The sequence below is a fragment of the Kitasatospora sp. NPDC127116 genome (assembly GCF_042677365.1).
Taxonomy (GTDB): Bacteria; Actinomycetota; Actinomycetes; order Streptomycetales; family Streptomycetaceae; genus Kitasatospora; species Kitasatospora lactacystinica.
In genome coordinates this window covers 1-12,509 of sequence record NZ_JBHXTL010000110.1, presented here as the reverse complement: position 1 = coordinate 12,509, position 12,509 = coordinate 1, and the positions used below count along the sequence as shown (strand labels likewise).

Genomic DNA, 12,509 nt, shown 5'->3' with positions numbered 1-12,509 from the left:
CATGGACGACGCTCCGCGATCGAAAGATCGCCTGGTGTCATAAGCTTGTCATATACATCTAATCCATCTAAGGGGGGTGCGTGGAGTTCCGACTGCTGGGCTCGGTGGCCGTGGTGGCCGCGGACGGCCGGGAGCTTCCGGCCGGATCGGCGAAGCGCCGCAGCCTGCTCGCCATGCTGCTGCTGAACCCCGGAGCACCGGTCACCGTCGAACGGCTCACCGAGACCCTCTGGGACGAGGAGCCGCCCCGGCACTCGCGCACCGTCATCCACAACCACGTCTCCGGGCTGCGCGCCCTGCTCACCGCCCACGACGCCCCCGCCGCCGGCGTCGAACTCGTCACCGACAACGGCGCCTACCTGCTGCGGGCCCCCGACCACGCGGTGGACACCGTACGGTTCGAACAGCTGGTGGTCCGCGCCCGCGCCCTGGAGGACGCCGCCGAGGCCGCCGCCGCCCTGCGCGAGGCACTCGCCCTGTGGCGGGGCCCCGCCCTCGCCGGCACCATCCCCGGCCTGCCGCTGCAGTGCGCCGCCCAGGCCCTGGAGGAACTGCGGCTGGCCGCCGCCGAGGAACTGGCCCGCGCCCACGGCCGGCTCGGCGACCACGGCGCGGCCGCGAACCTGCTGCACGCCGAGGCCACCGCCAACCCGCTGCGCGAACCGCTGGTCGCCGACCTCATGCACGCGCTCGGCCGTGCGGGGCGCCGCTCGGAGGCCCTGGACTGGTTCCACCGCACCCGCCGCGCCCTGGCCGAGGAACTCGGCATGGACCCCGGACCGGAACTCACCGACGCCCACGACCGCCTGCTGCGCACCGACCTGCCGCAGCGCACCGACGTGCCGCAGCGCGGCGAGGCCCCGCGGCACACCGAGGCCCCGGCGGGCCGGTCCGACCGGGTGCCGCCGCCCCGGCTGCCCGGCGACCAGGAGCAGCCGGCCGTCCGGGCCGCGTCCGACCGCGCACCGGCCGACCGCGCACCGGCCGACCGGGTCCCGCCCGCGCGGGTCCCCACCGTCGGCGGTCTGACCTCCGTCCCCGACCGGGCCCCCGGCCCCGAACCGCTGCCGGCCGCGGCCCCCGAGCCCGCCCCCGCCGCCGCTGCCTCCTCCTCCGCCGCGTCCGTGCTCGCCCCCGTCCCCGCGCCCGCCCCCGTGCGTCCGGCGCCCTGGCACCAGCCCGCGCCCTGGCCCTTCCCCCGCCGCCCGCGCGGCTTCGCCGGCCGGGAGGACGAACTGGCCGCGCTCGACCGGGCCACCGCCGCCCCCGGCGCCGTCGCCGTGCTCACCGGCGGCGCCGGCGTCGGCAAGACCACCCTCGCCCTGTACTGGGCGCACCGCCGCCAGCAGGACTTCCCCGACGGCCGGCTCTTCGTCGACCTGTGCGGCCACAGCCCGCTGCCGGAACGCGACACCGCCGCCGTCCTGCGCGAACTGCTGCTCGCCCTGGGCCTGCCCGCCGAGCAGATGCCCGCCACCCCCGAGGCGATGGCCGCCCGCTACCGGGAACTGACCGCCACCCGCCGGATGCTGATCGTCCTGGACAACGCCCGCCGCTCCGAGCAGGTCCGCCCGCTGCTGCCCGACGGCGACGACTGCGTCACCCTGGTCACCAGCCGCGACCGGCTCGGCGGGCTGGTCGCCTCCGACGCCGCCCGCCCGGTGCCGCTCGCCGAACTCTCCTCCCCGCAGGCCGTCGGCCTGCTCGCCGCGACCCTCGGCCCCGACCCGGTCGCCGCCGAACCCGAGGCCGCCGCCCGCCTGGCCGGCCTGTGCGACGGCCTGCCGCTGGCCCTGCGGCTGGCCGCCGCCCGCCTCGCCACCGGCCCGGCCCGCGCGCTGGCCGCGCTCGCCGAGGAACTCGCCGTCGAGCAGGACCGCCTGAACCTCCTCGACGTCGAGGACACCAGCGTGGCCGCCGCCCTCGCGCTGACCGTCCAGCACCTGAGCGAACCCGTCCGCCGCACGTTCCGCAGCCTCGGCGCCCACACCGGCGCCACCCTCGACAGCCGCACCGCCGCCGCCCTGGCCGGCTGCCGCCCCGAGGAGGCCGCCGACGCGCTGGCCCAACTGGCCACCGCCCACCTGATCGTGGAGATCGGCCGGGACGCCTACACCCTGCACGACCTGGTCCGCCTCTACGCCCGCAGCCTGCCCGGCGACACCGACACCCAGGTGCTGCCCCGCCTGCTCGACCACCTGCTGAACACCCTGCTCACCGCCTGCTCCGCCGCCGAACCCGGCAGCGAACCGTGCTGCACCCTGCCGCCCGGCACCCGCCGCCCCGCCGAGGTCCGCCCCTTCCCCGACCGGGCGGGCGCGCTCGCCTGGTACGCCGCCGAACGCGACACCCTGCGCGGCGCGGTCGAGGCGGCGGTCGCCGCCGGACTGCACGACCGCGCCTGGCGCCTGGTGCTGCTCCAGTGGCCGCTGATCGTCTGGCAGGTCCGGGACGGCTGGGCGCCGCTGCTCGAACACGGCCTGGCCGCCGCCGAGGCCGACCGCGACCCCGGCGCCCAGTCCCGCGCCCGGGCCCTGCTGGGCTGGGTCCTGCTGGAGGAGGGCCGCCCCGAACAGGCCCTCGTCCACCTGGAACGCGCCCCCGACCTCGCCGCCCGGGCCGGCGACAGCACCGCCCAGGCCGTCGCCCTGATCAACCTCGCCGTCGCCCTCGCCCGCCACGGCGACCGGGCAGGCCGCGCCCGGGCGCGCGGCCTGCTGGTGAAGGCCCTGTCCCTGGCCGAACGGGCCGGGCGCGCCGAACTCGTCGCCCTCGCCCGCCAGCACCTGGCCGGCGAGTGCCTGGCCGCCGGCGCCGCCGAGGAGGCCGCCCACCACGCCTCCCGCGGCCTGGCCGTCGCCGAGCCGCCCTTCCCGGTCGCCCGCCGGGTGGTCCTGCAGACCCTCTACGGCCGCGCCCTGGCCGCCACCGGCCGGCCGGAGGAGGCCGCGCTCCACCTCGGGGCCGCCCTGCGCACCGCCCGCGACCACCAGTACGGGGAGGGCGAGTCGGAGGCCGGCGCGGCCCTGCGCGCCCTGTCGGCCGGCACCCCCGCGGTGGCGGGCGCCGTCGCGACGGTCACCGCCGGAGCGACGGCCACCGCCGGGCGGCACTGACGGCGCGCGGCACCGGCGGCGGGCAGCACCGGCGGCGGGCAGCACCGCCGGCCGCGCAGCACTGACGGGCCGTCCCGCCGGGAAGGATGAACAGCACGGGGGGAGCCCGGGCAGCGGGCGAAGCCGGCACACCACCTGCCCGAGGGGGTTTCGCGATGACCACGCCGCCGGAGCCGAACCGTCAGACCGAGCTGCTGGAGCTGTACAAGCTCGCCGTGGAGATGGCCGACCGGGTCTCGGCCCGCCGCGGCAACGCCAACACCTTCTTCCTGTCCGTGCAGACCGCGCTGGTCACCCTGATCGGCTTCGGCATACCCAAGCTGTCGGAGTCCCCGTGGTGGGTGGCGACGGCCGTCGCGCTGGCCGGCATCACGCTCTCCGGCGCCTGGTGGATGCAGCTGCGCAGCTACCGGGACCTCAACGGCGCCAAGTTCCAGGTCATCAACAGCATGGAGGAGAAGCTGTCCGCGCGGATCTACACCGACGAGTGGGACGTCCTGCGCAACGCCGCGGCGCCCGGCCGGCGCCACCGGCACTACACCGAACTCGGCACCACCGAACGGCTCGTGCCGATGATATTCGCGGTGGCTCATCTGATCCTGCTCACGGGCACGCTCGCCACCGGCACACTGGCCGTATGAGCCACCTCGATCCCATCGCCGACCTGATCCGCTCCTGCCTGCCCTCGGAGGCCAGACCCCCCGCGGGCTCCGACGACCTCTTCCGCATCTACGCCGTGCTGCTCCAGGCCAAGGGCGAGCAGGTCACCGACGAGGACGTCCACAACGCCTGGACGGCCTGGACCCAGACCACCGACGACACCCACAAGGCCCTGGTGCCCTTCGACGACCTCGACGCCCGCACCCGCGCCCTCGACGCCCCGTACACCCTCGCCATCCGCACCGCCGCCCGCCGCCTCCACCACCCCACCGTGCGTTAGGGCGTGTCTGACAATTCCCGCCGGGTGCGCGACGCCGGGGCACGCACCTCGCCGCGTTGTCGTCGGTCGCCAATGCTCCGCAGTGGCTCCCTCCTCCGCCTTGCGATGCACGCACCCCAACGCCGCGCCCTGATCCGACGCGAATGGTCAGACACGCCCTGGCGACCCGGGCCCCGCCGTCTCCGGGGGACTGTGCGGGGCCGTCCTGCGGCCCCGGGTCGTACTGGGCGAGGCCGTGGCCGAGCGACCGGTCGACCGGCGCGTTCTCGGCGAGGGCGACGAACACGTTGCGCGGCTCGGTGCCCGCGTACGCGTGGGCGGATGGCGGTCTCAGGCGCCCGGGGCGGCGGCCGCGAGCTCGTCGACGGTGCCGGACATGACGGTGCGCAGGTGGCGGGTGAGGTGCTCGACGGGCCAGTCCCACCAGGCGATGTCCAGCAGGCGGGCGATGTCGGCCTCGTCGTGGCGCAGCCGGATCACCCTGGCCGGGTTGCCGCCGGCGACGGCGTAGTCGGGGACGTCGGAGGTGACGACGGACCCGGCGGCGACGATCGCGCCGTGGCCGATGCGCACGCCGGGCATCACGGTGGTGCGGTAGCCGAGCCACACGTCGTGGCCGATCACGGTGTCGCCGCGCCCGGGCAGGCCGGTGATCAGGTCGAAGTGCTCGGCCCAGGCGCCGCCCATGACGGGGAAGGGGAAGGACGAGGGCCCGTCCATCCGGTGGTTGGCGCCGTTCATCACGAACCGCACTCCGGTGGCGAAGGCGCAGAACCTTCCGATGACGAGCTTCTCCGGCCCGTAGTGGTACAGCACGTTGCGGGTATCGAACGCCGTCGGGTCGTCCGGGTCGTCGTAGTACGAGTACTCGCCCACCTCGATCAGCGGCGAGGTGACCAGCGGCTTGAGCAGGACCACCCGCGGCTGTCCGGGGAAGGGGTGCAGCACGGTCGGATCGGGCACGGCGGGGAGGTCGGGCACGGCGGGGGTCACGGGGGCGGCACCGCTTTCACGTCGACGGGGTGTCAGGGGCATCGGGGCGCCGGAGCGCGCCCTGCCATGATCCACCGGACGGCGCCGCGGACCACCGGGTTTTCCGGCCCCCGCCCGGGCGCCCGTCCGGGATTCACGAAACCTCCACGCGGCGTCGCTGCATCGATCGGCCGGGGCGGGGTATCCGGGGCGTTCGACCGTGCCGACAAGAGGAAGGACTCCGATGGTCACGACCACTGGTGAACTGACCGCCTCCGCCGCTTCGCCGACGAAGGACCCCTCCCGCACGGCCGGCTCCGCCACGGCGGGGCTGCGCGACCTGCTGCCACCGGAGCTGGCCGCGGCCGAGGACCTGCGGGAGGTCGCCCCGTCCGACGCCCGTGAGCTGACCCGGGTGCTGCTGCGCCGGCTCGCCGCGCTGGAGGAGGGCACCCGGGAGTACTCGTACGTGCGGGCCACCCTGGTGGAGATGAACCTGTCGCTGGTGAGGTTCGCGATCCGCCGCTTCAACGCCCACCGGGAGCCGCAGGAGGACCTGCTGCAGGTCGGCGCGGTGGGCCTGATCAAGGCCATCGACCGCTTCGACCCGGAGCTGGGCGCCGAGTTCACCACCTTCGCGCTGCCCACCGTGCTCGGCGAGATCCGCCGCCACTTCCGCGACACCACCTGGGCCGTCCACGTGCCCCGCCGCCTCCAGGAGCTGCGGATCGCCCTGGCCAAGGCCCAGGAGCGGCTGGCCCAGGAACTGGACCGGGCGCCCACGGTCGCCGAACTGGCCGACCACCTCCAACTCGCCGAGGAGGAGGTGGTCGAGGGCCTGACCGCCTCGAACGGGCACACCGCGGGCTCCCTGGACACCGGCACCGAGGACGACGACCGCCCCGGCTGCCTGGGCGAGCGCCTCGGCGAGGAGGACCCGGACCTCTCCAGGGTGGAGGACCTGGTGGCGCTCAAGCCGCTGGTCGCCGCCCTGCCGGAACGCGAGCGGCAGATCCTGTCGATGCGCTTCTGCGAGGACCTGACGCAGTCGCAGATCGGCGCCCGCCTGGGGCTGTCCCAGATGCACGTCTCCCGGCTGCTCTCCCGCACCCTGCGGCGCCTGCGCGAGGGACTGGAGGAGGACTGAGGGCGCCCGGGGCCCCGGCACCCGCTTGGCCGCGGCACGCCGCCTACGTAAGGTCGGAGGGCACGGACACGAGGGGACGACGATGATGCCATCCGACAACGACCAGCGGGGCCTCGCGCCGGCGGCCTCCCCCTACCGTGCGGAGCTCGCGGTACGGACCCGACCCGCGGCGGGCGGCGCGGTGGTCTGCGCCCTGGCGGGCGACCTCGACATCGAGACGCTCGCCCCCGCCGCCGACACGCTCACCGCCCTGGTCGCCCGGCGGCCCGGCGCGGTGGTGATCGACCTCGCGGGGGTGGGATTCTGCGACTCCTCCGGACTGAACCTCCTGCTCAAGACCCGCCTCGCGGCGGGGGAGGAGGGCGTGGGGCTGCACCTGGCCGCGGTGCCGCCCACCGTCATGCGGGTCCTCGAACTGACCGGCACCCGGGCGGTGTTCTCCATCCACGGCTCGGCCGAGGAGGCCCTGGCGGCCTGAGCCGGCCGGGCACGCCGCCGCGGGGCGGGTGCCGCGCGTGTCGCGGGTGCCGCGCACCCGGCGCCGGGGAAGGCATAATCCCGGGAGCGCCGGGAAACCGACATGCGAACCGCCGTCGATCCGAAGGGTGCCCTCATATGACGATGAGCCGGGGAACCCTGGACGGCGACGCGCACCGGGCCGGGCCCGCCCTGCCGCCCGGTGGCCAGCGCCGCCGGCTGCCGCTGGCCGGGCTCCCCAAGCCGGTCGCCCGGGCCCGGGCCTTCACCGCCGAGGCGGTCGGCGACTGGTACCCGCCCGCCGGGGCGCCCGGCGCGCCCGGCGCCCACGAGGGCGTCGGCGCGGACGTCGTGCTGCTGGTGGCGGAGCTGGTGGCCAACGCCATGCTGCACGGGGACGGCCCGCTGGAGCTGGTCCTGGACGCCACCGGGCAGCGCCTGCGGGTGGAGGTCAGCGACCGCAGCCCGGCCATGCCGGTGCTGCGCCTGCCGCACGAGCCGGCCCTGCCGGGCGGCCACGGCCTGTTCATCGTGGAGCGCACCGCCGACCGCTGGGGTGCCGAGCCGAACGGCCGGGGCAAGGCGATCTGGGCCGAGTTCGACGCCCACCGGCTGACCCGCCGCTGACCCACGGCTGAACCCGCGGCCGCCCCGTCGCTGACCTGCCGTCGAACCGCGGCCGACGCGCGGGCCGCCCCGCCGCCGACCCCGCGGCCCCGCACCCCCGCCGGCCCGTCGATCGGCCGACCGTTTGATCATGGGGCGTCAAGTTGTCTGTACAGCTCGGGGTCTCTTGCCGGTCATCGGCCCGTCATCGGACACCACGGCTGCGTCCACCTCGGTCTCGTACACATAACGGGTCCGGTCCGAACCGCGCGGCCGGCCCCCGTACCGAGGAACCGCGGTCCGTCAGCAAGGAGCCCCACCCTCATGAGTCCGAAGCCCGAACTGTCGCGCCGCAGCGTCCTCGGCGGCGCGGCGGCGGCCGCGGTGCTGTCCGCCCTCCCGCTCAGCGTCCAGCAGGCACTCGCCGCACCGGCCCGGCCCGGACGGCTGGCGGACATCCAGCACGTCGTGGTGCTCATGCAGGAGAACCGCGCCTTCGACCACTACTTCGGCACCCTGGCCGGCGTGCGGGGCTTCGGCGACCGCACCGCCGTGCGCGGCGTCGACGGCCGCTCGGTCTTCCACCAGCCCGACCCCGGCCGCAAGGAGGGCTACCTGCTGCCCTTCCCGATGAACGCCGCCCACACCAACGCCTACCAGCAGGGCGCGCCCGCCTTCGGCTACGGCGACTCCATGAACGCCTGGAACGACGGCCGCGCCGACGGCTCCGTCACCCGCCGCTCCTCCGGCTGGCTCGGCCAGGGCTACTACGAGTCCGCCGACATGCCCTTCTACCACGCCCTCGCCTCGGTGTTCACGGTCTGCGACGCCTACTACGCCTCCGTGCAGTGCAACACCAACACCAACCGCGACCACCTGATGACCGGCACCAGCGGCGGCACCGTCCGCGACACCCCGGTGACCGACAACACCGAGATCCCCGGCGGCTACGAGTGGACCACCTACGCCGAGCGCCTGGAGAAGGCCGGCGTCAGCTGGAAGACCTACCAGGCCCTCGACAACTTCGACGACAACGCCCTCGCCTGGTTCGCCCCCTTCGTCAAGGCCAAGCCCGGTGAGCCGCTCTACGAGCGCGGCATGCGCGCCGTCGGCGACCCGGCCAAGGCCAAGGACCCCTTCGCCATGGGCGACGCCCTGGTCGAGGCCTTCACCGCCGACGTCCAGGCCGACCGCCTCCCGCAGGTCTCCTGGATCGTCGCCCCCGCCGCGCTGTCCGAGCACGCCAACTACGCGCCGCCGAACGGCGAACACCTCACCTCCCGGCTGCTGTCCGCGCTCGCCGCCAAGCCCGAGGTGTTCCAGAAGACCGTCTTCATCCTCAACTACGACGAGCACGGCGGCTTCTTCGACCACCAGCTGCCGCCCGTCCCGCCGCTGGCCGACGGCCGCGGCAAGTCCAACGTCCCGGTCGACGGCGAGGTCGTCGTCCGCGTCTCCAAGGGCTCCTCCACCTACCACCGGGTCGTCGGCCAGGACGGCCGGTACCGGGTCAGGGCCGCCGACGGCACCCTCGCCTGGTCCGACACCCTCCCCGCCGGCGAGACCCTGGTCTCCGGCCCCTACCCGATGGGCCTGGGCGTACGGGTGCCGATGGTCGTCGTCTCCCCGTGGACCCGCGGCGGCGTCGTCGACTCCACCGTCTACGACCACACCTCCGTGCTGCGCTTCCTCGAACAGCGCTTCGGCGTCCAGGAACCCAACATCAGCCCCTGGCGGCGCGCGGTCTGCGGCGACCTCACCAACGTCTTCGACTTCTCCGGCCGCAACCCCGCCTGGCCGCAACTGCCCGACACCAGCGGCAACCGCCAGAAGGTCGTCGACACCGGCAAGCTCCCCGCCCCCACCGTGCCCAGCCCGCAGACCTTCCCGAAGCAGGAACGCGGCACCCGCTCCTCGCGCCCCGCCCCGTACAACCTGCTCGTCAAGCCCCGCCTCAAGGGCGACGAACTGACCCTCGACTTCGTCAACCAGGGCCGCCAGGGCGCCGTCCTCGCCGTCTACCCCGCCCCCGGCGAGGCCCCCAAGCACTACACCGTCGCCGCGAAGAGCCGCCTGTCCGACGTCTGGAAGGTCGGCCCCGCCGGCTACGACCTGCGCGTCCACGGCCCCGACGGCGCCCTGTGGCACCTGCGCGGCGACACCGCCTCCGCCTACGAGGTCTCGCTCTCCGAGGAGAGCGACGGCAAGGTCCTGGAGGTCGACGTCATCAACCGCTCGCGCACCGCCCGGACCTTCCTGGTCGGCGACCTCGCCTACGGCGACGGCCTGCGCGAGGTCCGCGTGGAGGCCGGCGACGACCGCACCGTCAACCTCAAGGTCGGCCCCGAGGGCTGGTACGACGTCGCCGTCGCCGTCCAGGGCGACCTCGGCTTCCGCCGCCGCATCGCCGGCCGCTTCCCCTGGGACGACCGCACCGTCACCGACCCCGCCCTCGGCCTGGCCGACCCGCTCACCGTGAACCTCGCCCTCGGCGCCGCCTCCACCACCATCGACGAACCCGTCCTGCTGCCCGGACGCCCCGCCACGATCACCGCCACCCTCACCGCCACCACCGCCCTCACCCGCCTGGAGGCCCAGCCGCTGCTCCCGCCCGGCTGGAGCGCCACCACCGTCACCGCCGCGCCCGACCGGCTCGCCGCCGGCGCCGCCGCCACCGCCGTCTGGCAGGTCACCCCGCCCGCCCAGCTGCCCGCCACCGCCACCCACCGCCTGCTGGTCACCGCCCGCGCCCAGGCCGACAGCCGCTTCGCCCTCGCCGACGGCGAACTCGCCGCCCGCCCCGCCCCGGTGATGACCGGCCACCTCCTCGACGAGGACTTCGAATCCCTCGCCGACACCCTCAAGCCCGAGGCCGGCGTCCTCGGCTGGACCGCCCAGGCCCCCAAGGGCTGGACGGTCGTCAACGCCCCCGCCATGCCGCAGGGCACCGTCCGCCTCCAGGGCTGGACCTTCCACACCAAGCGCGAGTGGTCCGTCCCCGCCGGCCAGGACCGCGGCAACTTCACCCGCGCCCTGGGCGTCGTCGCCGTCGCCGACCCCGACGACTGGGACGACACCGGCTCGCCCTCCCGCAAGGGCGTCTTCGACTCCACCCTGGTCTCGCCCGCCGTCGCCGTCCCGGCCGGCACCGACACCCTCCACCTCGCCTTCGACTCCCACTACCGCCAGGAGGCCCCGCAGAAGGCCTCCGTCACCGCCGTCTTCGACAACGGCACCGAGACCCGCCTGCTCGCCTACGGTTCCGACGCCACCGGCAACGACAACGCCGGCAAGGACGTGCAGAACACCCGGATCACCCGCAGCTTCGCCGTCCCGGCCGGAGCCCGCTCGGTGACCCTCAGGTTCCGCATGTACGACGCCGGCAACAACTGGTACTGGGCCGTCGACCACATCCGCCTCGACACCCGCCCCATCACCGGCTGACACCCCCCGCCCCGCCCCGGGCCCGCCCGAGCCTCAGCGCCCGGGCGGGCCCGGCCCGTACCGGCGGCCCCGCGTGCCAGGTAGAACTACTGCCACGACCACAGGGGAGGAAACCGAAGGTGATCGACACGACGACCCCGGCCGGCCGGGCCGCCCAGCTCCACGACCGCTACCCCAGCCTCGACGAACTCACCGCCACCGCCCACCAGTTGGCCGACCAGCGGCCCGACCTGTGCCGGGTGCGCACCGTCGGCACCTCCCGCGCCGGACGCCCCCTGACCCTGCTGACCGTCGGCCGCGGCCCGCACGACCTCCTCGTCGTCGCCGGCGCCCACGCCGACGAGTTCGCCGGCCGGGCCGCCGTCACCGACCTCGCCCACCACGCCCTCACGGCCCAAGACCCGGACCTGGCCTGGCACTTCCTGCTCTGCCTCGACCCCGACGGCGCCCACCTCGCCGACGGCAGCCGCACCGCCCGCACCCTGCCCGCCTACTACGACCACTACTACCGCCCCGCCGCCGAGGACCAGCCCGAATGGGCCCCCGCCATCGGCTCCGACCTCCCCGAGAGCCGCACCCTCCTCCACCTCATCGACGAACTGCGCCCCACCCTCCAGTTCTCCCTGCACAGCACCGACGTCGGCGGCACCTTCGTCCAGGCCACCGGCGACCCTGCCGCCCTCGCCCACCCCTTCACCCGCTCCGCCGCCGACCTCGGCATCCCCGTCGAGACCGGCAACTACGACACCTTCCACCTGCACGAATCCGCCCCCGGCCTCTACCTCATGACCCCCCACCACATCGACCACCAGGAGACCACCACCGGCATGCTCGCCCCCCACCAGGACGGCGGCGGCCGGGCCGGCACCTGGTTCGCCCCCCACCGCCACGGCGGCCGGACCGTCCTGGTCGAAGTCCCCGCCTGGACCAGCGCCCACCTCGGCGACACCCGCCCCGCCGACGCCGTCCGCCTGTACCTGCGCACCTGCGCCGACCGCCTGCGCCACCGCGGCACACTCCTCACCGCGCTCCTCGACGCCGCCCTGCCCTACGTGCGAAACCCCGACACCCCCCTGCTGCGCGCCGCCCGCACCCCGCTCACCGCACTGCACCGACTCGCCGACCAATGGGACCCGGACGTCCACGGACAGGACCTCCTGCGCACCCCGCTCACCCGCGCCCGCCTCGCCGGCATCGACCTGTGGGCCCACCGCGTCCCGGTCCGCGCCGCCGCCCTGCTGCGCCGCGCCGTCCGCGTCGCCGGCGCCCCCGCCGCACCCCAGGCCGCCCGCCTCGACCACCTCCTGCGCGACTGGTGCGCCCAGTACCAGCGGACCTTCCAGCCCGCCTGGCTCCCCGTCGCCCGCCAGGCCGCCCACCAGGCCAACACCGTCCGCGCCGCCGTCGCCCTGCGCCACCCGCGGCGTTAGGCGTTCGTGCCCTCGGTGTCGATGTGCGGCAGCACCCGGTCCAGGAACCGCGGCGTCCACCAGGCCGCCGCCCCCAGCAGCGTCATCACCGCCGGAACCAGCAGCAGCCGCACCACCGTCGCGTCCACCAGCACGCTCACGGCCAGGCCCAGCCCCATCATCTTGATCACCACGTTGTCGCTGACGATGAACGCGGCGAACACGCTCACCATGATCAGCGCCGCACAGCTGATCACCCGCGCGGTGATCTCCAGCGCGTGCGCCACGGCGTCGGGGGGGGGGGGCCGGGGGGGCCCCCCCCCCCGCCCCCCCCCCCCCCCCCACAGAAAGAGAGAGAGAGTAAAAATAAAAAAAAAAAAAAGCCCAAACAAATAGGG

Annotated in this window: 9 protein-coding genes and 1 pseudogene; 8 read left to right on the top strand and 2 right to left on the bottom strand. The window is 75.1% G+C overall.

Annotation, left to right across the window (positions count from 1 at the left end):
* Positions 1–80: 80 nt before the first annotated feature.
* From ACFVHV_RS32835 to ACFVHV_RS32825, 3 genes are all read left to right on the top strand, one after another.
* A complete protein-coding gene (locus ACFVHV_RS32835) occupies positions 81–3,116 on the top strand; it encodes a BTAD domain-containing putative transcriptional regulator (protein ID WP_380356023.1) in 3,036 nt (1,011 codons plus the stop codon).
* 155 nt (positions 3,117–3,271) lie between these two features.
* Complete coding sequence (locus ACFVHV_RS32830) at positions 3,272–3,757, top strand: hypothetical protein (RefSeq protein ID WP_359910765.1); 486 nt, start codon at positions 3,272–3,274, stop codon at positions 3,755–3,757.
* Positions 3,754–4,056, top strand: a complete 303-nt coding sequence (locus ACFVHV_RS32825) for a hypothetical protein (RefSeq protein ID WP_380356020.1) — start codon at positions 3,754–3,756, stop codon at positions 4,054–4,056. Before ACFVHV_RS32830 ends, ACFVHV_RS32825 begins: the two co-directional genes overlap by 4 nt.
* A gap of 330 nt (positions 4,057–4,386) precedes the next feature.
* On the opposite strand, the gene ACFVHV_RS32820 is transcribed toward ACFVHV_RS32825, so the two are convergent.
* On the bottom strand, positions 4,387–5,049 hold the full coding sequence (locus ACFVHV_RS32820; protein ID WP_380356018.1) for a CatB-related O-acetyltransferase: 663 nt from the start codon (positions 5,047–5,049) through the stop codon (positions 4,387–4,389).
* A gap of 223 nt (positions 5,050–5,272) precedes the next feature.
* Between ACFVHV_RS32820 and ACFVHV_RS32815 the strand changes: the two genes are divergently transcribed.
* The 5 genes from ACFVHV_RS32815 to ACFVHV_RS32795 all read left to right on the top strand — a co-directional run bounded on the left by ACFVHV_RS32815 (position 5,273) and on the right by ACFVHV_RS32795 (position 12,132).
* Positions 5,273–6,175 (top strand): SigB/SigF/SigG family RNA polymerase sigma factor, encoded by a 903-nt coding sequence (locus tag ACFVHV_RS32815; protein WP_359910774.1) that lies wholly within the window; start codon positions 5,273–5,275, stop codon positions 6,173–6,175.
* Between the two features lie 82 nt (positions 6,176–6,257).
* Positions 6,258–6,653, top strand: coding sequence for an STAS domain-containing protein (locus ACFVHV_RS32810; RefSeq protein ID WP_380356015.1), 396 nt, complete (start codon positions 6,258–6,260; stop codon positions 6,651–6,653).
* A 137-nt stretch (positions 6,654–6,790) separates the two neighbouring features.
* Positions 6,791–7,279 carry an ATP-binding protein gene (locus ACFVHV_RS32805; protein WP_359910779.1) on the top strand — a complete coding sequence of 163 codons (489 nt, stop codon included), beginning with the start codon at positions 6,791–6,793 and terminating at the stop codon, positions 7,277–7,279.
* 303 nt (positions 7,280–7,582) lie between these two features.
* Positions 7,583–10,702 (top strand): phosphocholine-specific phospholipase C, encoded by a 3,120-nt coding sequence (locus tag ACFVHV_RS32800; RefSeq protein ID WP_380356012.1) that lies wholly within the window; start codon positions 7,583–7,585, stop codon positions 10,700–10,702.
* Positions 10,703–10,821: 119 nt separating this feature from the next.
* On the top strand, positions 10,822–12,132 hold the full coding sequence (locus ACFVHV_RS32795) for a M14 family zinc carboxypeptidase (RefSeq protein ID WP_380356009.1): 1,311 nt from the start codon (positions 10,822–10,824) through the stop codon (positions 12,130–12,132).
* Here the strand turns inward: ACFVHV_RS32795 and ACFVHV_RS32790 are convergent.
* A pseudogene (locus ACFVHV_RS32790) lies at positions 12,129–12,401 on the bottom strand (MMPL family transporter); the annotation flags it as partial. The gene ACFVHV_RS32795 and the pseudogene ACFVHV_RS32790 overlap by 4 nt on opposite strands.
* Between the last annotated feature and the right edge of the window lie 108 nt (positions 12,402–12,509).